The organism is Ideonella sp. B508-1 (assembly GCF_000333615.1).
GTDB lineage: Bacteria > Pseudomonadota > Gammaproteobacteria > Burkholderiales > Burkholderiaceae_C > Ideonella.
Genome location: NZ_BADL01000169.1, coordinates 1 through 20,747, shown reverse-complemented (window position 1 = coordinate 20,747; position 20,747 = coordinate 1). Strand labels below are relative to the sequence as shown.

18 protein-coding genes are annotated in these 20,747 nt (G+C 70.5%); 7 read left to right on the top strand and 11 right to left on the bottom strand.

The window, feature by feature from the left end:
• The 8 genes from I73_RS07930 to I73_RS07895 all read right to left on the bottom strand — a co-directional run.
• On the bottom strand, positions 1-309 hold a 309-nt coding region (locus I73_RS07930; RefSeq protein ID WP_026096452.1), incomplete at its 3' end, for a hypothetical protein.
• Complete coding sequence (locus I73_RS07925) at positions 306-1,838, bottom strand: nickel-dependent hydrogenase large subunit (protein ID WP_022980127.1); 1,533 nt, start codon at positions 1,836-1,838, stop codon at positions 306-308. The genes I73_RS07925 and I73_RS07930, both read right to left, overlap by 4 nt.
• Before the next feature lie 26 nt (positions 1,839-1,864).
• Positions 1,865-2,806 (bottom strand): NADH ubiquinone oxidoreductase, encoded by a 942-nt coding sequence (locus I73_RS07920; RefSeq protein ID WP_022980126.1) that lies wholly within the window; start codon positions 2,804-2,806, stop codon positions 1,865-1,867.
• 132 nt (positions 2,807-2,938) lie between these two features.
• Complete coding sequence (locus I73_RS07915; RefSeq protein ID WP_022980125.1) at positions 2,939-4,198, bottom strand: OmpP1/FadL family transporter; 1,260 nt, start codon at positions 4,196-4,198, stop codon at positions 2,939-2,941.
• A gap of 93 nt (positions 4,199-4,291) precedes the next feature.
• Positions 4,292-5,398: an AbrB family transcriptional regulator gene (locus I73_RS07910; RefSeq protein ID WP_199899042.1), complete on the bottom strand. Its 1,107-nt coding sequence runs from the start codon at positions 5,396-5,398 to the stop codon at positions 4,292-4,294.
• A gap of 38 nt (positions 5,399-5,436) precedes the next feature.
• Positions 5,437-6,852: an MFS transporter gene (locus I73_RS07905; RefSeq protein ID WP_022980123.1), complete on the bottom strand. Its 1,416-nt coding sequence runs from the start codon at positions 6,850-6,852 to the stop codon at positions 5,437-5,439.
• Positions 6,845-7,639 (bottom strand): SDR family NAD(P)-dependent oxidoreductase, encoded by a 795-nt coding sequence (locus I73_RS07900; protein WP_022980122.1) that lies wholly within the window; start codon positions 7,637-7,639, stop codon positions 6,845-6,847. Before I73_RS07900 ends, I73_RS07905 begins: the two co-directional genes overlap by 8 nt.
• A gap of 49 nt (positions 7,640-7,688) precedes the next feature.
• Entirely contained in the window at positions 7,689-8,252 is a 564-nt protein-coding gene (locus tag I73_RS07895; RefSeq protein WP_022980121.1) for an ester cyclase, read from the bottom strand.
• A gap of 126 nt (positions 8,253-8,378) precedes the next feature.
• On the opposite strand from I73_RS07895, the gene I73_RS07890 reads away from it, so the two are divergent.
• Positions 8,379-9,302, top strand: coding sequence for a LysR family transcriptional regulator (locus I73_RS07890; protein ID WP_022980120.1), 924 nt, complete (start codon positions 8,379-8,381; stop codon positions 9,300-9,302).
• A 9-nt stretch (positions 9,303-9,311) separates the two neighbouring features.
• Here I73_RS07890 and I73_RS07885 read toward each other — a convergent pair whose 3' ends face one another.
• Positions 9,312-10,049 (bottom strand): UTRA domain-containing protein, encoded by a 738-nt coding sequence (locus tag I73_RS07885; protein ID WP_022980119.1) that lies wholly within the window; start codon positions 10,047-10,049, stop codon positions 9,312-9,314.
• A 165-nt stretch (positions 10,050-10,214) separates the two neighbouring features.
• On the opposite strand from I73_RS07885, the gene I73_RS07880 reads away from it, so the two are divergent.
• Both I73_RS07880 and I73_RS07875 read left to right on the top strand, forming a co-directional pair.
• Positions 10,215-11,501: an MFS transporter gene (locus tag I73_RS07880; protein WP_022980118.1), complete on the top strand. Its 1,287-nt coding sequence runs from the start codon at positions 10,215-10,217 to the stop codon at positions 11,499-11,501.
• Positions 11,502-11,576: 75 nt separating this feature from the next.
• Positions 11,577-12,488 (top strand): amidohydrolase, encoded by a 912-nt coding sequence (locus I73_RS07875; RefSeq protein WP_040499906.1) that lies wholly within the window; start codon positions 11,577-11,579, stop codon positions 12,486-12,488.
• Between the two features lie 9 nt (positions 12,489-12,497).
• Here I73_RS07875 and I73_RS30810 read toward each other — a convergent pair whose 3' ends face one another.
• Complete coding sequence (locus I73_RS30810) at positions 12,498-13,616, bottom strand: diguanylate cyclase (RefSeq protein ID WP_148289725.1); 1,119 nt, start codon at positions 13,614-13,616, stop codon at positions 12,498-12,500.
• Positions 13,617-13,739: 123 nt separating this feature from the next.
• On the bottom strand, positions 13,740-13,964 hold the full coding sequence (locus tag I73_RS31475) for a DUF3079 domain-containing protein (RefSeq protein WP_083876620.1): 225 nt from the start codon (positions 13,962-13,964) through the stop codon (positions 13,740-13,742).
• A 331-nt stretch (positions 13,965-14,295) separates the two neighbouring features.
• On the opposite strand from I73_RS31475, the gene nirB reads away from it, so the two are divergent.
• The 4 genes from nirB (at position 14,296) to I73_RS07850 (ending at position 20,636) form a co-directional block, all read left to right on the top strand.
• Positions 14,296-16,836 carry a nitrite reductase large subunit NirB gene (gene nirB / locus I73_RS07865; protein ID WP_022980115.1) on the top strand — a complete coding sequence of 847 codons (2,541 nt, stop codon included), beginning with the start codon at positions 14,296-14,298 and terminating at the stop codon, positions 16,834-16,836.
• A gap of 17 nt (positions 16,837-16,853) precedes the next feature.
• Positions 16,854-17,198: a nitrite reductase small subunit NirD gene (gene nirD, locus I73_RS07860; protein ID WP_022980114.1), complete on the top strand. Its 345-nt coding sequence runs from the start codon at positions 16,854-16,856 to the stop codon at positions 17,196-17,198.
• A gap of 145 nt (positions 17,199-17,343) precedes the next feature.
• Positions 17,344-20,325 carry a type VI secretion system Vgr family protein gene (gene tssI / locus I73_RS26710; protein ID WP_022980113.1) on the top strand — a complete coding sequence of 994 codons (2,982 nt, stop codon included), beginning with the start codon at positions 17,344-17,346 and terminating at the stop codon, positions 20,323-20,325.
• The gene (locus tag I73_RS07850; RefSeq protein ID WP_022980112.1) at positions 20,322-20,636 is read left to right on the top strand and encodes a hypothetical protein; all 315 of its coding nucleotides are present in this window, start codon (positions 20,322-20,324) and stop codon (positions 20,634-20,636) included. Before tssI ends, I73_RS07850 begins: the two co-directional genes overlap by 4 nt.
• Positions 20,637-20,747: the final 111 nt, after the last annotated feature.

The following is a 20,747-nucleotide window of genomic DNA, read 5'->3' as shown; positions in this document are numbered from 1 at the left end:
AGGCCCGCAGCAGATGGCCCAGGCCCATGCCGTGGGCCACGGCGGCCGCTTCCAGAGGCACGTCGGCCGGGTCGCGCTCGGCCAGTCGGCCCGGCTGCCCCGCGGGTTCGGCGCGTCCACCAGCACCACGGCCCGCGCGTCCATCAGCCAGGCCAGGGCATCGAGCCCGCGGGTGCCCACGGCCTGCACCGACCAGCCGGGTGGCAGGCCTGCGGCGATCAGCGCCTGCCCCACCGCCTCGGCCACGCCATCGTCACCGTGCAGGGCATTGCCGAAGCACAACACCACACCCCCGGCGTCATGGCTCATGCGGGCACCTTCAGGCTGGGCGCAGCGGCGCCCGCGAAGTGGACGGTGCACACCAGGCAGGGGTCGTGCGAGCGGATCAGGTGGCCGACCTCGATCGGGTCCTCCGGGTCCTGCACGCGCAGGCCCACCAGGCTGGCCTCCCAGTGGCCGGGCTGGCCCAGGCTGTCGCGCGGCGAGGCATTCCAGCCGGTGGGGGTGATGATCTGGTAGCGGTGGATCACCCCGTCGCGCACCTGCACCCAGTGGCCCAGCGCGCCGCGGGCGGCCATGAGGAGGCCGGCGCCATCGCCGTCCACCTCGGTGCCCGGCGCGGGCGGCACGAAGTGCGGTTCGTCCAGGTGGGCGCCCAGTTCGTCGAGCATGCGCAGGCCGTGCCGCAGGGCCACGCCGATGTGGCGCACCCGCGCGAACTGGCGCAGCCAGGCCCCGCCGCCCTGACGGACCCACAGGTCGCGGATCAACGGATCGCCCGCGATCAGCAGCTCGGCCAGCGGGCCGGTCTGCACGACGCGGCCGTCATAGCGGGGCGCCTTGGCCCAGGTGTAGCGGTCGGTCCCGGGCTGGTAGTCCGGCACGGTCTCACCCTCGAAGGGGTGGCGGCCACCCTCGTAGGGGCGGAACCAGGAATGCCGCACGTGCTCGGCGATGCGCGTCGGGTCCAGCGGCTGGACCTGGCCAGTCACACCGTCCAGAAAACCGGCCGGCAGGGCGTGGCGTGCCTCGCCGCGGGCCCAGGCCTCGGGCTCGCACCAGGTACCGAAGGCCAGCAGGTGCGGTGTGCCCTGGCCCAGCCTGTCCAGGCCCTGCCCGCGCAGAAAGCGGGTCAGCAGGCCCAGGGCCGCGGCGGCCGGGCCGGGCTGGGCCAGCCAGGCCTCGAAGGCCTCGGCCGAGTCCAGCGCCAGCCAGGCGTCCAACCCACCGCCCAGGATGCGTTGCTCGTACCAACGCTGCAGGCCCAGCAGCACGCTGCGGCAGGCCACCAGGCGCCGGGTGTCGGCCGGGGTCACCACGCCACCGGGCAGCATGTAGGACGAATGCGGCCACTGCCCGCCGAAGTGCGCGACGATCTGCAGCACCTGGCGGGTCTGGGTCAGGGTCTCGCGGTAGATGCTGCCCTTGAAGGGCTCGAAGGCGGCCATCAGCGGCGCGTGCAGCGGGTCCGCCGCATAGCGCGGGTGGCACAGGTCCGGCGCGAAGAAGAGGAAGGTCTGGCGCAGGTCGTTCTGCAGGCCCTCGGCGATCAGGCAGAGGTTGCGGATGCGGGTGGCATTGGGCGGCACCGGGGTGGACCAGATCTGCTCCAGCGCCAGCACGCCGGCATACAGATGGGCCGTGCCGCAGATGCCGCAGACCCGCGGCGTGATCACCATGGCGTCGCGCGGGGCGCGGCCCAGCAGGATCTGCTCGAAGCCGCGGTACATGGTGCCCTGGGTGCGCGCGGCCACCACCACGCCGTCCTCCAGCGTGACCTGCACGCTGAGGTCGCCTTCGACGCGGTTGAGATCCAGGTTCAGTTCGATGCGGGCCATGTGGACCGATGCTAGCCGCGCCCCGCTCAGGGCTTCATCTTCTTGTCACGCACCCGTTGCGGCGCCGCCGCACGGGCCAGGTTCTTGTAAGCCATGTAGCGCGGTCGCTCCACCCCCAGCGGCAGGTGGATCGGGACCTCGCCCATCTTCTCGGTGCGGAACAGGTCCCCATCGCGAGGAAACCCGGGGGAGGTGCAGCCGAAACAGGGCACGCCTGCGCGGGTCTTGCTGCTGACGCCGTTCCACAGCTCGGTGTTGCACACCGCCTGGGTCATCGGACCCTGGCAGCCCAGGTTGAAGAACAGGCAGGCGCGGTCGCCCGGCTGGGTGTCCTCGACGTCGTACTCGTGGTATTCGTTGCGGGTGCAGCCCTGGTGCACCACGGTGCTGAAATGCGAGGCGGGACGGTTCAGCCCGTCCAGCGGCACCGGCAGGCCCAGGGCCAGCGCGGCCAGGGTCTGGGCCATGGTCTGCGGGTGGGCGGGGCAGCCGGCCACGTTGATGACGGGCAGGCCCCGGCGCGAGCGCCAGTCCGGCGCCAGCAGTCCGCCGGGCTGGGCGTGGTCGAACTGCAGGCCGATACAGTCCGAGGGGTTGGGCGGGGCCGCGTGAACGCCCCCGAAGGCGGCGCAGGTGCCCATGGCCACCACCACGCCGGCCCGCTCGGCCAGGTCACGCACCAGCGCCATCTTGCCGCGGCCGCGGTAGGGATCGCACAGGCCGGTGCCGCGCGGGGCGGTGATGATGCTGCCCTCGACGCACAGGATGTCCAGGGCCTGCCCGCCGGCCAGGATGGCGTCCACCAGGTGGTCGAAGCGCCGGGCATGGCCGTGCGAGAGCGAGGGATGCCAGAGCATCTCCACCCCGCCATCCAGGAGCAGTTGCTCCAGGCTGGGCGATTCGGCGCTCAGGATGGCGAGCGAGTCGCCACCACAGGCGCCAGTTTGAAGCCAGAACAGAGTTGCCATCGGGTCCAGGTGTCCAGCGGGGTTGCCCCCATCCGAGCGCAGCGACGCTGACCCGGCTGATCCTCTTTTCGGCGCAATACCGTGCGGACTCAAGCCCGCGGATCTGGACCCGATTGTGTCAAACGGCGCAGCTCAATAGAGCCAGCCCCAGGACAGGCCAACCACGTCCTCGCTCAGGTGGACGTTGGCCTCACCCCCGCCGAAGCTGGCCGGGATCGAGCCCTGACCGTGCACGGTCTTCTTCAGGGCGCGGCCGTAGAAGGCGCTCCACTCGCTGCGAGCACCGGCTTTCCAGCTCAGGCCCAGCGTGGCATGGTCCTGCACCACCCCGGGCGCCAGGATGTTGAAGAAGGTCTGGCTCTGCGGCACGGGTTCGCTGGCATGGCTGTACCCTGCCCGCAGCGTCACCGCGGGCGACCACTGGTAGGCGGCCCCCAGCTTGACCACATGCACGTCTTTCCAGCCGAAGCCCGCGCCGCCGTCGGCCCCCAGGGGTTGGCCGGCCAGCAGCGGCGCCAGCGGCGTACCCACCGACTTGACGCCGCTGTACTGGATCACCTGGTAGTCCAGCGCCAGCGTCCAGTCACTGCCCGGCTGGTAGGCCAGGCCCACGCCGTAATTGGCCGGAATGTCGAAGCTGCCCTGGTCGGCGAACAAGCCCCGGTACTTGTCGAAGCGGCCGTGGATCTTCGACGACCAGGTGGCCCCCAGCCGCCACCCAGGGCTGAGCTGGCCGATCCAGCCTAGGCGCACACCGGCCCCCAACGAGCTGTCATTGCCCTGGCCGCTGACCTGGGTGGGCGCCTCTGAAGCCGTGGTGAAGGGGCTCAGGCCCTCGGCGGAGAAACGCTGGTAGGCCAGATTGAGCGCCACGCTCACCGCATGGTCCTCGGTCAATCGGTAAGCCACCGAGGGCGAGATGAAGAGCTGCTCCAGGTTGACACCGGTATGCCCGGTCTCGCCAAAAGCGGCAAACGGACTGCGGTCGTACTGGGTGTTCATGCCACCGTTGCCATAGACCGCCAGACCCAGGCTCAGGCGCTCATCGAGCTGCCGCGTCAGACCGAACTCGGGGATGAAGAATGTCTTGCGGCCATTGCCGCTGTAGTCGCCGTCCAGCCCGGCGCCATTGCCCTCGATGCTGGCGCCGCGGCTGGGCAGGAAGAGGTTCAGGCCAGCATCCAGGCGGTCACCGACCCAGGCGGTTCCGGCGGGGTTGGTGGCCCCGGTCAGGGCGTCCTGCGGCAGCGCAATGCCGGTGCCGGCCATGCCCTCGCTCTTGACGCCGTAGCCATGGGTGAAATAGCCGTTGGTGGCATGGGCCACCCCGGGCAGGACACTGGCACCGCCCAGCAGAACGGACAGCAGGGACAGCGGGAAGCGGCGAGACATCGATACATCCTGAGGTATGAAAGGGCTGCCCACTGTAGGGGCCCCACCCCGCCCGCCCAAGGAAAAGATCGCTATGTGCTCATGACGAATCTGTCACTGGCCCGAGGCCGCCCGTGCAGACGAGCGCCGCGACACCCAGCGCGCCACCGCCGGCCCCACCGCCAGCACGGCCAGCAGGCGCCCGGTCTGCATGGCCATCACGAAAGGCGCGTCGACCTGACTGGAAGCGGCGATCAGGGCCACAGAATCCGCCCCGCCCGGGCTCATCGCCAGGTAGGCCGTCAGCGGGTCGACGCCCATCCAGCGCACCAGCAGACCAGCCATGCCACCGCACAGCAGGAGCAGCAGCGTCAGCACCGCGAACAGCCGTGGCAACACGCGCAAGGCGTGACTGACGACCGCGCGATCGAAACGCAGGCCGATGTTCCAGCCCAGACACAGGGCCGCGGCCGCCAGCAGCCAGGGTGGCAGCACGACGGCCTGCCCCGCCACATCCTGTATCAGCACGCCACCGACCAGCCCCAGCACCAGCGCGCCGCCCGGCGGGCGCCAGCGCCAGGCGGCTGCCGCCGCGAACGCCGTGCCCGACAGTGTGAGGCCCAAGCCTGGCACGTCCACCGGGGCCAGCCAGTCCGCGAGCAAACCGGCCGGTGGATTGCCGGCTCCACCCACCAAGCCGGACACCGCCATCATCAGCGTGGCCACCATCACCACCCGCAGGTACTGCATCAGGGCCACCAGGCGCACGTCCGCACCGAACTCGCCGGCCAGCAGCGTCATGGCCGAGGCCGCGCCCGGGAAGGAGCCCCAGATCGCGGTCGAGCCCGGCAGCAGCTTCCAGCGGGCGAGCTGCCAGCCCAACCCCACGCTCAGTACGATCACCGAGGTGACCCCCAGCAGGAACACCTCCCAGTGGCGCATCAGCTCGGCGAACACCGGCAGCGGGCAGGCCCGCGCGATCATTAAGCCCAGCAGGGCCTGAGACAGCATGAAGGCCGACATCGGCACCCTCACCCGCTGCCCCGCCAGTCCCAGGGAGACACCGGCCACGATGGCCCCCAGCAGGCTGGGCGCTGGCACACGGAGCCAGGCCATCGGCAGAGTCAACACCAGCGTCAGGAGCACCAAGCAGGCCCAGCGCCGTGCCGCGGGCAAGGGCGCCGGTGCGGCCGGCAGGGCATCGGGAAGAGGAGCAGACACGGGCGGCAGTCTATCCACCCGGCCCAGCGCCCTCTGATTCAGCGCTGGAGCAGACGCTGTCCGGCGTCGGCCGGCAGGGTCCAGCAATCCACCAGCGCCAACAGCGCCAGCGCGGCCATCATCAGAAAGGCCCCGTGGAAATCGGCCACGCCGGGCTGGCCGGCCGGCGTGCCGCGCAGCAGCTCGGTGACGCTCAGGGCCAGGGCGCCCAGGGCGATGCCCATGCCGGTGTTCATCTGGGCCAGCACCGAGAAGAGCGTGGTGGCACTGCGCATCTGCGCCTGCGGCACATCGGCATAGGCCAGGGTGCTGGTGGCGGTGAACTGCATGGAGCGGTTCATGCCGCTGATGAAGACCAGCAGCGCCGTCCACAGCCGGGGGGTGTCGGGTTCCAGCCCCGCGCAAGCCGCAAAGCCCAGCGCCACCAGCAGGCCATTGACCAGCATCACCCGCCGAAAGCCGAAGCGGTTGAGCAGCCCCGTGGTGGCCGGCTTGATGGCCAGGTTGCCGGCAAACAGCCACAGCAGCATGGCGCCGGCCTCCACCGCCGACCAGCCGAAGCCCAGCTGGAACATCAGCGGCAAGAGGAAGGGCGCCGCGCTGATGGCCATGCGAAACAGCGAGCCCCCCACCGCGCAGGCCCGGAAGGTGGCGATGCCCAGCGGTTCCAGTCCGAACAGGGGTTCGGGCGCCCGGCGCAGGTGCCCCACGCCGAGACCCAGCAGGGCCAGGCCCGCCAGCAGCGCCGCCACCCAGCCCCAGGCCGGCAGGTCGGCCCGGCTGGCCATCTCGATGCCGCCCATCAGCAGGGCCAGCGCCGATCCGGTCAGCACAAAGCCACGGCGGTCGAAGCCCAGCGTCGTCGCCACGCTGGGCGGCAGCAGGCGGGCGCTGGCCAGCAGGGCCAGCCCGCCCAGCGGCAGGTTCAGCCAGAAGATCCAGCGCCAGCCCCAGTGGGTGCTGATCCAGCCGCCCACCGGCGGGCCGAGCATGAAGGCCACCAGCCCCGGCCAGGTGAGGATGGCCACGGCCCGCACGATGCCTTCCTTGGGCGTGCCGCGCAGCACCAGCATGCGGCCCACCGGCACCATCATCGCCCCGCCGATGCCCTGCAGCGTGCGGGCCAGCGTGAAGCTCCACAGGCCTTGCGCGGCGGCACAGGCCAGGGAGGCCAGCGAGAACACCGCGATGGCCAGCGAGAACACCCGGCGCGCGCCGAAGCGGTCCGCCGCCCAGCCGCTGACCGGGATGAAGACCGTCAGGGCCACCAGGTAGGCCGAGATCCCCACCGACAGATGGGCCGCGGCCTCGCCGAAATCACGCGCCATGGCCGGCAGCGCCGTCGTGATGACGGTGGCGTCCAGGTTCTCCATGAAGTACACCGCCGCCACCAGCAAGGCGACGGCGGTGCGGCGGTCCAGTCGGGCCGGGCCCGCCTTGAGGGCCTCAGACAATGTCGTCCACCACGCCGCCATCCACCCGCAGGGCCGCGCCGGTGGTGGCCGAGGCCTGCGGCGAGCAGACGTAGACCACCATCGAGGCCACCTCGTCCACCGTGGCCGCGCGCTGGATGATCGAGCTGGGACGCTGGGTGCGGACGAAGCCGTTGAAGACCTCCTCCAGGGACTGACCGGTGCGGGTCACCTCGTCCTTGAGCATCTCGGCCACGCCGTCGGACAGCGTGGGGCCCGGCAGCACGGCATTGACCGTCACCCCGCTGCCGGCCACCCGCTTGGCCAGGCCGCGCGAAAGGGACAGCTGCGCCGTCTTGCTGACGCCGTAATGGATCATGTCGGCCGGGATGTTGCGGGCCGACTCGGAGGCGATGAACACCACCCGACCCCAGCCCCGCTTCACCATGGCCGGCAGCAGCGCCCGCGACAGGCGCACGCCGGACATGACGTTGGTCTGCCAGTAGCGCTCCCAGGTGGCGTCGTCGGTCTCGAAGAAGTCTTGCAGGCCGTAGATGCCGGCGTTGTTGACCAGGATGTCCACCGCCGGCGCGGCCGCCAGCAGGGCCTCGGCACCGGCAGCGTCGCTCAGATCGGCCACCGCGCCGCGCAGGCGGGCCCCGGGCAGCGCAGCCCGCAGCGATTGCAGGGCCCGGTCCACCGTGGCGGCGCTGCGGCCGTGCAGCACCACCTCGGCGGCGCTGTCGGCCAGACCGCGGGCGATGGCATGGCCGATGCCGGCGGTGGAGGCCGTGACGAGGGCCACGCGGCCCGTGAGATCGATGTTCATGCGAATGCTCCTGAAGGTGAGAGTTTGGCCCGAAACGGAAGGGGGCTGTTCACAGGGCCACCAGACCCATTTGCTGCAGCAGGGTCAGGTTGTCCTCGAGGTGCCAGTTCTCGGCAATGCGGCCGTCCTGCACGCGGTAGATGTCGGTGGCGATGAAATCGATGGCCTGGCCCTGGCCGGTGCGGCCATGGAACTGGCCGCTGAAGTGACCGGTGAAACGCAGGTGGGACACCACCCGATCGCCCGCGACGATCATCTGTGCGATCTCGCAGCGCAGGTCGGGCACGGCCTGGCGGAAGCCCGCCGAGGCGGCCAGCGGGCCCGCCAGCCCCTGGGCGCGGCCGGGCGGCAGGGTGCGGTCCATGAAATCCGGCGCCAGGGCGGCGCGGGCCAGGGCCTCCTCGCCGGTCGACCAGAAGCTGCCGTAGCGGCGCGCGGCCAGGATCTCGCGTTCGGCCTGCGCCCGGTCCAGCTGGGCATCCACCACCAGCGTGCGGGGCTGGATCAGCGCCTCCTCGGCACGGGCGGGACCGGCCAGGGCCAGCAAAGTGGCCGCGGTGGCCACGGTGGTCAGAAAGCTCAGCCCGGTGGGCCGTGAAGAAAGGCGCTGCATGTCGATGTGCTCCCTCGCAGTGGATGACAGGAAAAGCCGGGATCCGGCATGGAGAGCGACTTTGATTTAACGTTCTCGCAAGATAAAGAACGCCCGATCTCAAATACTTTCCTCGCAGGCAAGAAGATGATCCGCATCGACGATCTGCAGGTCTTCGTTCAGACGGCCGAAGCCGGCAGCTTCTCGGCCGCAGCCCGGCGGCTGGACCTCACCCCGGCCCTGGCCAGCAGCGCGGTGCAGCGGCTGGAGCGTGAACTGGGTCTGCGCCTCTTGGTGCGCTCCACCCGCAGCATGCGCTTGTCGGACGAAGGCGCGCGCTACCTGCCCCACGCCCGCGCGGTGCTGGCGGCGCTGGCGTCCGGCCAGGAGGCGCTGGACCAGGGCCGCGCCGAGATCGCCGGGCCGCTGCGCCTGTCGGTGCCCTCGGACCTGGGGCGGCAGGTGCTGCTGCCCTGGCTGGACGACTTCCAGGCCGAGCACCCGCGGCTGCAGCTGCAGCTGCGGGTCAGCGACCGCTTCACCGACCTCTTCGGCGCCGCGGTGGACGCCGGCATCCGCTACGGCCAACTGGCCGACTCGGGCCTGGTGTCACTGCCGCTGGCGGCGGACAACCGCCGCATCGCCTGCGCGGCCCCGTCCTACCTGGAACGCCACGGCCGCCCGGCCACGCCGGCCGAGCTGCTGCAGCACAACTGCCTGCGCTATGTGATGGGCGAGCACACCCACGAGCGCTGGAGCTTTCACCTGCCCTCGGCCCAGGGCGGCCCGCAGACCGTGCCGGTGCGCGGCGACCGCATCAGCGACGACGGCGAGGTGGTGCGGCGCTGGGCCTTGTCGGGCCAGGGCATCGCCTACAAGTCGGCGCTGGACGTGGCCGAGGATCTGCGCAGCGGCCGACTGGTCGCCCTCTTTCCGCTGGACTGGGGCGAGCCCGCCCCGCTGCAGATGGTCTGCCCGGACCGGGCCAGCCTGGGCCCGGCCATCCAGCGCCTGCGCGACTTCCTGGTGGCGCGCTGCCAGCGCGTGCTGGACGGCCTCGGCCCCGGCTGACCGGCCGGGTCAGCGAATCTCGACCTCGTACTGGAAGCCGTCGGCCGCCCCCCAGGTGCTGCGGCACTCGACCGGCTTGCCCGCATAGTCCAGGGCCACCCGGCTGACGTTGATCACCGGGTCGCCCGGTGCGGTACCCAGGGTTTGGGCCATCTGCGCATCGGCCCGCGCCACACGCAGCGTCTCGCGGGCGGTGGCCACCACCTGGTGGCACAGGCGCTCATAGAGGGGATAGAGCAGGTCACCAAAATCGGCCGGCGCCAGCATGGTCAGCGCCTCGAAGCCATCGCGCGGCACCCAGATCTCCTCCGACAGCACCACCCGGCCATCGACCAGACGTTGGCGCGACAGGTGGATCACCTTGGCGTCCGGGCCTAGTTGCAAGGCCGCGCGCAGGCTGTCATCCGGTTCTTCGACACTGCGCTGGAGGATGCGGGCGGTGGGCTGGACAGGGTTCCCGCTGGCCGACTTGAAACGGAAAAACCGGAACAGTGACGAATCGAAGCGCGGCCGTCGAACAAAAGTCCCCCGGCCTTGGCTGCGGGTGAGCACGCCCTCGGCCACGAGCAGGTCGATGGCCTTGCGCAGCGTGCCGGTGGACACCCCGTAGGCGGTCGACAGCTCGACTTCCGTGTGGATGGCCTCGCCAGGCGCCCATTCTCCGGCGGCGATGCGCCGGACCAGGTCGTCGCGCAACTGCTGGTAGCGCGGCAACCGTTCGTCGGGCGAAGGGAGCGAGGGGATCACGCGTGGGGGCCTCTGGATGTCTGAATCGGCAGAACTCTATCAGCCGGCCTGCGCGCCGGTGATGCGACCCAAAGCAAGGGTTTGCCCTGTACCGCCCGGCGGGCTGAACTCCTAAAGTTTCATATAGTCATCTATATGACTGAATGTCTTAAAGAGGACCCTCTCATGTTCACTTGGTACCGGCGCTCGACGCCGCTTGAGCAGCGCACATTCCGCGCCTGCTTTGCCGGCTGGGCGCTGGATGCGCTCGACGTGCAGATGTTCACGCTGGCCATTCCGGCCATCATCGCCGCCTACGGCATCGACAAGACGCAGGCCGGCGCGATCAGCAGCGTCACCCTCGTGGCGTCGGCGCTGGGCGGCTGGATCGCCGGCGCGGCCTCCGATCGCTTCGGGCGGGTGCGCACGCTGCAGCTGACCATCCTGTGGTTCGCCGCCTTCACCTTCCTGTGCGCCTTCGCACAGACCTTTCCGCAGCTGCTGTTCCTCAAGGCACTGCAGGGCTTCGGCTTTGGCGGCGAATGGGCCGCCGGTGCCGTGCTGATGGCCGAGACCATCCGGCCGGAACACCGCGGCCGCGCCATGGGCGCGGTGCAAAGCGCCTGGGCCGTGGGCTGGGGCGGTTCGGTGCTTCTGTACACGCTCATGTACTCCTGGCTTCCCGCGGACATCGCCTGGCGCACCATGTTCGCCGTGGGTCTGCTGCCGGCCCTGCTGGTGCTGTGGGTGCGACGCAGCCTGAAGGAACCGGACCCGGCGGCCTCGCCCAAGGCCGCGCCGTCCTCGGGCTCGGCCTGGACCCAGGTGCTCCAGGTCTTCCGCCCCGACGTGCTGCGGGTGACCCTGCTGGGCGCCCTGCTGGGCACCGGCGCCCATGGGGGCTACTACGCGATCATGACCTGGCTGCCCACCTTCCTGGCCAAGGAGCGCCACCTGTCGGTGCTGGGCACGGGCGGCTATCTGGCAGTGGTGATCGTGGCCTTCTGGTGTGGTTGCATGGCCAGTGCCTACCTGCTCGACCGCATCGGGCGGCGGCGCAACATCGCCCTCTTTGCCGCGCTGTGCATCGTCACCGTGCTGGCCTATGTGATGCTCCCCCTGAGCGACCAGCAGATGCTGGTGCTGGGCTTCCCGCTGGGCTTCTTCGCAGCGGGCATCCCGGCCAGCCTGGGCGCGTTCTTCAATGAGCTGTACCCGGCGGACATCCGGGGCACGGGCGTGGGCTTTTGCTACAACTTCGGCCGCATCGCCTCGGCGCTGTTCCCCATGCTGGTGGGCCACATGAGCCAGTCGATGCCGCTGGGCGATGCGATCGGCATCGACGCGGCCATCGCCTACGGGGTGGCGATGCTCGCGGCCATGATGCTGCCCGAAACCCGCGGGACGTCCCTGCGCCCCGCGGCTGTGACCCAAGGGGTGACCTCCACCTCGGACGCCACCCACCATGCCTGAGCACACCCGGCCCCTGGTCCAACACCGTCCACCGCCGTCGGCGCCCGCGCCCGGTCTTCAACTGGAATGGAATCCATGTCAGCCACACCCTCAAGACGCCAGTTCAACCTCGGCCTGCTGGGCCTGGCCGTGGGCGGCCCGCTGGCGGCCTGCGCCAGCACAGGAGCACGCATGCCGGTGACCGCCGTGGACTGCCACGCCCATGTCTTCCGACGTGATCTGCCCATGCCGGACCGTCGCCGCGCGCCCTCCGGTTACGACGCCACGCCGCAGGACTACCTGCACATGCTCGACACGCACGGTCTCTCGCATGGTGTGCTGATCCAGCCCAGCTTCCTGGGCACCGACAACAGCTACATGGTCGAGGCACTGCGCGCGCACCCCGATCGCCTGCGGGGCGTGGCGGTGGTGGAGACCGGCATCACCCCGGATGCGCTCCAGGCCCTGGCCGCCGCCGGGGTCGTCGGCATCCGGCTCAACCTCATCGGCCTGCCGACCCCGCAGTTCAACTCGGCCCCGTGGCGGGCGTTGCTGCCGCAGCTCAAGGAATTGCAGTGGCAGGTCGAGGTCCACCAGATCGCCAGCCAGCTGGAGCCGGTGATCGACCCTCTGCTGGCCGCGGGCCTGAACGTGGTGGTCGACCACTTCGGGCGCCCTGACGAAACGCTGGGCGTCAACGATCCGGGCTTCCGCTACCTGCTGTCCACGGGGCGTTCGCGCCAGGTCTGGGTCAAGCTGTCGGCGGCCTATCGCAACGGCGGACATGGCGCCGGCGAAGCCACGGCCCTCGCCGCCCTGCCCCTGCTCAAGGCTTCGCACGGCCTGGATCGCCTGATCTGGGGCAGCGACTGGCCGCACACCCTGTTCGAGCACAGCGCCGACTACGGCACCGAACGCCATCTGCTGGACCGCTGGCTGCCCGACCCGGCGGAAAGAGCGATCGTCCTGCGCAGCACGCCCCAGGCCCTGTTCGGCTTTGCCGCCTGACCCACGGGCCTAAGACGCCAGGTCCGTGACCGGACGGGCCTGGGTGCCCATCGCGCTGGCACCCACCACCCGGTTGCGCCCCTGGCGCTTGCCTTCGTACAGGGCGGCGTCCGCGCGCCGGATGACCTCGGCGAAGGAGCCGGCGCGCAGGGACTGGGCCACGCCGATGGTGACCGTCAGGCCGACGGGCTGCTCCTGCGTCACCAGGGTGTCTTCGGCGATCGCCATGCGCAGGCGCTCGGCCAGCTGGAGCGCATGGGCCTCGTCCGTGTCCGCCAGCAGCAGCAAAAACTCCTCGCCGCCCCAGCGGGCCACCACGTCCGAGCTGCGGGCGGTGCGCGAGATCAGGTCGGCGACATGGCGCAGCGCCCGGTCGCCGATCTCGTGGCCCCAGCTGTCGTTGACCTGCTTGAAATGGTCCACGTCCAGCAGCACCACGCTGAACGGCCCGCCCTGCGGCCGGTCCATCAGGCGCGCCACCAGGGCCTCGCCGGTGGCCTGCACGTGGCGGCGGTTGAACAGCTGGGTCATCGGGTCGTGCAGGGCCAGGCGGGTCATGGCCAGATGCTGGCGGCGCACCAGGGTGAAGAAGTGGTGGACCAGCACCGCCGGAGCCAGCCCCAGGGCCAGCAGGTTGATGTCGCGCAGCTGCTGCAGGGTTTCGGCCGAGGGCAGCTGCGCGGGTTCGGTGGCGGCCCGCTGCACCCAGCGCGCGGTGCTGGCGGCGTCCAGCCAGAGGGCCAGCAGGCAGGCCCCGGCCACCAGCACCACCTTGACCCACGGCGGCATGCGTCCCGAAGTGACCAGCACGGGCGTGTAGGCCAGCAGCAGGGCATGGAACAGGGCGGCAGGGCCATAGGCCAGGGCCAGCACCGCGATCGACACCGTGCAGGTGAGGATCAGCAGCAGCAGCGCCGCGATGAAGCTCCGGTAGGAAGCCTGCCGCCCGAAGCAGGGCTGCAGCGCCACGGCCAGCAGGGCGATCACGCCGTGGTGCCACCAGTGCGGATCGCCGATCCGCCACAGCGCCACCGCATAGACACAGGCGATGCAGGCGATGACCACCGCCGAACCACGGATGGTGGTCCAGAAGTTCTGGCGGATGAATTCGTAAGCCTCGTCAGGCACCAGGCCATTCGGATCAGGCAGGCTCACACCGCAGCACTCCAATCCCACGACGTCCTCGCCTGCGCTTCTGCGAGCACCAGGTCACGCTGAATAACAGTGTAAAGGTGCGCTGGGCGATCCGCTTCAACCCCTGGACAGCCATGGTTGGACCTGGGCCTCGCCCGCCGAGGGGCGTTCGGCTTCCGTCGGGGGCACCCATTCGGCCCAGTCCGGTCCGAACAGTTCCTCGGGGTGCTGCGTGCGGTCCGAACCATTGCCGCAGGCCATGGCCTGTGCGGGGCAGTAGCGGTCACATCCCCAGCAGGTTCTCTCTGGGTGGGCCGGGTGGAGTGGGAAGCGCTTGGCCATGGCCGCAGTGTGCGCGTCGGCAGCCAGCGAGCGCTTGACGTCGGGCAAGCCAGTGGATCCGCACCAGGCTGGGGCGAAGCGCCCAAGGGCGGCTCGCGCCCGCACCGTCGCAGTCCTCGCCGCCCGACCGGCCACGCAGCCGCCCCGGGGCAAGCCGCCTCTGGCAGGCCTGGCACCCAAGTTGCTTGATGGCTGCACCGAGGTCCACGGGGTGCTGCTGCCCCGCCCTCACCCGCTAACGACGGCGGTTTTCTGTGGGTACCGGTTCGCGCCGCGTGCCCCTCCTGATGTGCGCACGCTGGGCGTGTGCCGCTTCCCTTCGGAGCACCACATGAAAATCGTCGTCGCCGGCCACGGCATGGTGGGCCACCAATTCCTGCAGAGCCTGGCCGAGACCGGCCTGACCGATGCGCAGGTCACCGTCCTGTGCGAGGAAGCCCGCCCGGCCTACGACCGGGTCCACCTCTCCGAGTTCTTCACCGGCAAGTCCGCCCAGGATCTCTCCCTGGTCGAGCCCGGCTTCTTCGAGCGCACCGGCTTCGACCTGCGCTTGGCCGCCCGGGCCGCCAGCGTGGACCGCCGGGCACGCACCGTGACCACCGCCGATGGCGAGGTGCTGCCCTATGACGTACTGGTGCTGGCCACCGGTTCCGTGCCCTTCGTGCCGCCGATCGCCGGCCGTGAACGGCCGAACTGCTTTGTCTACCGCACCATCGACGACCTGGAGGCCATGCAGGCCGCCAGCGCCAAGGCGCAACGCGGCGTGGTGGTGGGCGGCGGCCTGCTGGGCCTGGAATGCGCCAAGGCCCTGCGCGACCTCGGCCTGGAAACCCATGTGGTGGAGTTCGCCCCGCGCCTGATGGCGGTGCAGGTGGACGAGAGCGGCGGCCGCATCCTGCGCGAGAAGATCGAGGCCCTGGGCGTGCACGTGCACACCCGGCGCAGCACCACCCAGATCACCGACGGCGCCGAGCACCGCCACCGCATGGTGTTCGAGGACGGCAGCCACCTGGAGACCGACCTGATCGTCTTCTCCGCCGGCATCCGGCCGCGCGACGAACTCGCCCGCCAGTGCGTGCTGGCCATCGGCCCGCGCGGCGGCGTGGTGATCGACGAGCACTGCCGCAGCAGCGATCCGCATGTCTACGCCATCGGCGAATGCGCGTCCTGGAACGAGCAGACCTTCGGCCTGGTGGCCCCGGGCTACGAGATGGCCCGCGTGGCCGCACGCCACATCGCCGGCGAGGCCTCGGCCGCCTTCGCGGGCGCCGACATGAGTACCAAGCTCAAGCTGATGGGCGTGGACGTGGCCAGCATCGGCGACGCCCATGGCCAAACGCCGCACTGCCGCAGCTTCTCCTTCACCGACGAACTGAACGGCATCTACAAGAAGATTGTCGTCAGCGAGGACGGCCGCCAGCTGCTGGGCGCCGTGCTGGTGGGCGACGCAGCCGAGTACGGCACCCTGCTGCAGATGGCCTTGAACGGCATCGCCCTGCCCGAGCACCCCGAGGCGCTGATCCTGCCGGCCAGCGATGGCCAGGCCAAGGCCGGCCTGGGCGTGGACGCCCTGCCCGACAGCGCGCAGATCTGCTCGTGCAACAACGTCAGCAAGGGGCAGATCGCCGAGGCCGTGGCCGGCGGCGCCACCACCATCGCCGCGCTGAAGGCCGGCTGCAAGGCCGGCGCCACCTGCGGCGGCTGCGTGCCCCTGGTCACCCAGGTCATGAAGGCCGAGATGGCCAAGCGCGGCCTGGCGGTGAACAACCACCTGTGCGAGCACTTCCCGCACTCGCGCCAGGAGCTGTTCCACCTGGTCCGCGTGGGCCAGATCAAGACCTTCGAGGACCTGCTGGCCCGCCACGGCCAGGGCCTGGGCTGCGACATCTGCAAGCCCGCGGCGGCCAGCATCTTCGCCTCCTGCTGGAACGACTTTGTGCTGCAGCCCGAGCTGGCGCCGCTGCAGGACAGCAACGACTACTTCCTGGGCAACATCCAGAAGGACGGCAGCTACTCGGTGGTGCCGCGCATGCCCGGTGGCGAGGTCACGCCCGAGGGCCTGATCGCCGTGGGCCAGGTGGCCAAGAAGTACGGCCTGTACACCAAGATCACCGGCGGCCAGCGGGTCGACCTGTTCGGTGCCCGCGTCGAGCAGCTGCCGCTGATCTGGGAAGAGCTGATCGCCGCCGGCTTCGAGAGCGGCCATGCCTATGGCAAGAGCCTGCGCACCGTGAAGAGCTGCGTGGGCAGCACCTGGTGCCGCTACGGGGTGGACGACAGCACCGGCCTGGCCATTGCGCTGGAGAACCGCTACAAGGGCCTGCGCGCGCCGCACAAGATCAAGTTCGGCGTCTCGGGCTGCACCCGCGAATGCGCCGAGGCCCAGGGCAAGGACGTGGGCATCATCGCCACCGACAAGGGCTGGAACCTCTACGTCTGCGGCAACGGCGGCATGAAGCCGCGCCACGCCGAGCTGCTCGCCTCGGACCTGACCCAGGACGCGCTGATCCGCCTGATCGACCGCTTCCTGATGTTCTACGTGCGCACCGCCGACCGCCTGCAGCGCACCAGCACCTGGCGCGACAACCTCGAAGGCGGGCTGGATTACCTCAAGGGCGTGCTGCTGCGCGACACGCTGGGGCTGGCCGCCGAGCTGGAGGCCCAGATGCAGTTGGTGGTGGACCGCTACCAGTGCGAATGGAAGACCGCCGTCACCACGCCCGCCGTGCGCCAGCGCTTCCGCAGCTTCGTCAACAGCACGCAGCCCGACGAGCACATCGTCTTCGTGCAGGAGCGCGGCCAGATCCGCCCGGCCCGGCCGGAGGAACGCGCCGATGCGGCGCCCGCCGCATCCACCGATCTCACCGCCTGACCCCGGAGCCCCGAACCATGGACACCCTCGTCTCCGACTGGACCGCCGTCTGCGCGGTCGACGACATCCTGCCGGACACCGGCGTCTGCGCCCGCGTGGACGGGCGGCACGTCGCCATCTTCCGCGTGGGCCGGACCCAGTTCTTCGCCATCGACAACGTGGACCCCAAGGCCGGCGCCAGCGTGCTCTCGCGCGGGCTGGTGGGCAACCTGGGCGAGCACCTGGTGGTGGCCTCGCCGCTGTACAAGCACCACATCGACCTGCGCACCGGCGTGTGCCTGGAATCGCCCGAGTGGTCGGTGCGCACCTATGGCGTGCGGGTGGAGGATGGCCGGGTGCTGGTGAGCACCGCAAAGGTCTGAGCCTTGCCGGGGGCTCAGCATCGTGTAACACCCGTATCCAAACCTTGCCATAGGCCCGCCTTGGGACGTGACACCCTCTGCTGGGGGATGGTGACGCGGCACGGGATGGCGACACTGGCCGCTCCGTCATTCGCCGGTGCCCCGCATGGCTGCCTCGTTTCCTGATCTCGGCGTTCTCAGCGCCTTCACCTGGCTGGAAGAGACCGAGCGGCTGATCACCCTGCGCACGGCGCTGCCGGCGCTCAACCTGGTGGCCACGCGCCTGGTGATGCGTGAGGCCGAGGGGCAGGGCTTCGAGCTGATCCTGGACGCGGTCTCCACCTCGGCCTACCTGCCGCTCAAGAGCCTGATCGGCGAGCAGATGACCGTGGGCCTGCGCCAGGCCGATGGCACCTATGCCCCCTGGCACGGCTACGTGACCGAAGCCGCCCAGCTGGGCAGCGACGGCGGCCTGGCCCGCTACCGCCTGGTGATGGCGCCCTGGGTGGACATGCTCAAGCTGCGCCGCGACAGCTTCGTCTTTCAGGACAAGACGGTCCCCCAGATCCTGGACGACATCTTCGCCGACTACCCTCCTGCCCAGTGGCGCTGGGACCTGACCGAGCCCGAGGCCCTGCGCCTGCGCTCGCTGTGCATCCAGTACCGCGAGAGCGACTGGGCCTTTGTGCAGCGCCTGCTGGCCAGCGAGGGCCTGAGCTGGCACATCGAACACCTGGGGGACGACGACGCCGCCACCGCGGATGAACAAGGCAAGGCCCGCCATGTGATGGTCATCACCGACGCCGGGGCCGAGCGCGCCGACCTGGGCCCCATCCGCTTTGCCGCCCTGCACCCCACCGCGGTGGTGGCCGGGCTGGAAGACCCGATCACCGGCTTGGCCGCCCAGCGCAGCCTGCCCCCCAACGCCGTGGCCCTGGGCAGCTGGAACTACCGCAGCCTGGCCGGGGCCAGCGCCGAGCTGGCCAGCGCCCTGGACCTGGGCGAGGTGCCCTGGCTGGAACAGTACGACGGCAGCGGGGCGTATCGCTTTGCGGACACCCAGGCCGCCGAGCGCGCCGCCCGCCTGGCCCTGGGTGCGCTGGAACTGCGGGCCAAGCGCTTTGCCGGCCAGGGCGGCGCCCGGGTGCTGCGCGCGGGCGCGCAGTTCCAGCTGATCGACCACCCCCTGTACGGCGCCAACACCACCGCCCCGAGCTATGCGGCGGCCCTCACCGCCAGCCATGATCGCCCGGACAACGCCTTCACCGTGCTGGCCGTCGAACACCATGTGGCCAACAACCTGGGCGACCAGGCCGCCGAGCTGCTGAAGAACACCAGCCTGGCCAAGGGCGGCTACCGCAACCAGTTCCAGGCCGTGCCGGCCGCCGCCCCCGTGCTGCCGCGCCCCCAGCGCCGGCCCACCGCGCCCACCTTGCTCACCGCCCGCGTGGTGGGGCTGCAGGATGAAGCCCTCACCACCGAGCGCGACCACCGCGTCAAGGTGCAGTTCCACTTCCAGCGCGGCAGCGCCCCCAACCCCGGAGGCCTGCCGCATGCCTACAGCGCGGACGAGACCGGCAACGCCCCAGGCAACGAGCAGAGCGGCACCTGGGTGCGCGTGGCCACCCCGGCGGCCGGGGCCAACTGGGGCGCCGTCTGGGTGCCGCGCATCGGCTCGGAAGTGGCGGTGCAGTTCATCGAAGGCGACATCGACCGACCCATCATCGCCGGCGGCCTGCCCAACGGCGACCAGCCCCCGCCCTTTGCGGCGGGCGTGGACGCCGGCGTGAACCACCCCGGCGTGCTGGCCGGCCTGCACAGCCGCACGCTGGATGGCCAGCACACGCAGCAATGGGTGGTGGACGACGCCCCCGGCCAGCTGCGCACCCGCCTGGCCACCACCCACACGGGCAGTGAGCTGAGCCTGGGCCACCTGATCAACCAGAGCCCCAGCAGCGCCCAGCGCGGCGCCTGGCGCGGCAGCGGCTTCGAGGCCAACACCCAGGGCTGGGCCAGCCTGCGCGCCGGAGCGGGCCTGCTGGTGAGCACCCAGGCCCGCAGCGGCACCTACGGCTCGGCCCAGGGCCCACAGATGGACGCGGCCGAAGCCCTGGCACAGCTGCAATCGGCCACCGAGCTGGGCCAGCGCCTGTCACAAGCCGCCCAGGCCATCGGTGCCCAGGCCCTGACCAGCACCGAAGAGGGCCAGGACCTGGCCAAGCTGCACCAGGCCCTGGACCCGGCCCAGGACGGGCGCCACCCGGACCAGGTCAACGGCCAGGAGGCCAAGATCCCTGCCGATGGACGAGACCCCAGCCAGGGCGATCCCGTCCCCGCCTTCGCCCAGCCCGCCGTGGTGCTGGACAGCGCCGCCGCCCAGCTGCTGGCCACCCCGGCCAGCGTGCAGCAGTTCAGCGGCCAGCGCCTGAGCCAGATCGTGCAGCAGGACCTGCAAACCACGGCCGCCCACACCGCCTCCATCGCCGCGGGCCAGACCGCCAGCCTCTACGCCCACCAGGGCGGGCTGCAGGTCAAGGCGGCCAACGGGCCGGTCTCCCTGCGCGCCCACACCGACGAGTTGAAGCTGCTGGCCGACCAGAGTGTCACGATCACCAGCGTCAACGACGAGATCCGCATCAGCGCGAACAGCAAGATCGAACTCATCGCCGGCCAGTCGGGCATCACCCTGGAGGGCGGCAACATCACCGTCACCACCCCGGGCAGCTTCGCGGTCAAGGGGGCCACGCATGGGTTCTTGGGCGGGGGGAGCCGGGCGGCGAGTTTGCCGACCTTGCCCACGGCCAAGCTGGGCGAGCAGCCGCTGGACCTGGAGCTGCACTACCACTACGACGACCTTAGCCCGGTTCCCGGCGCGCCCTACAAAGTCACTTTCGAGAACGGCACGGTGATGCAAGGCACGCTGGATGGCAACGGCTACGCCTTGCTCAAGAGCGTTCCGCCTGGGGGCTACACGGTGGAGTACGGCGAAGACAGCCGCGACTGGGTCTGCCCTGCACCGCCACCTGACGACGCGGACTTCGCCAAGACAGAGGTTCAGCAACAGGGCCAGTCCGCCATCGAGAAGATGCTGGCCAGCCAGCCGCCCATTGGAGACACCAGTGAACCCACACTGGAGGCCAGCGCATGAATCGCCAAGACATCGAGAGCTTCTTCAAGACCCTGCTGCTGGGCGACTTCGAAGAGAGTCACAACACGGCAGGTGAAGTCATTGGAGGCCTCATCGCACTGATCCCCATCCTGGGGCAGGTCATGGCCGCGCGCGACGTGACCGGCAGCATCTACGCCATCGGCGTGAAGGGGGGCTTCAAGAACGCCACCCCCGTACAACTGGTGAACCTGGGCTTTGCGGCCTTTGGTGCCATCCCGTCGAGAAGATCCGTCACCGTCCGCACGGCGCGAGCCTGCGGCGGGCACTCGCGGCGGCGCAGGGCGCGTTGAGCTTCTCGTTCCGTTCCGTCGACACGGACCGTGCCTTCACGCGCGGCTACCTGCTGCGCGAGGCGGCGGACTGCCCGGGCAAGCCCCGCATCGTCGAGGCCGGCCCGCTGG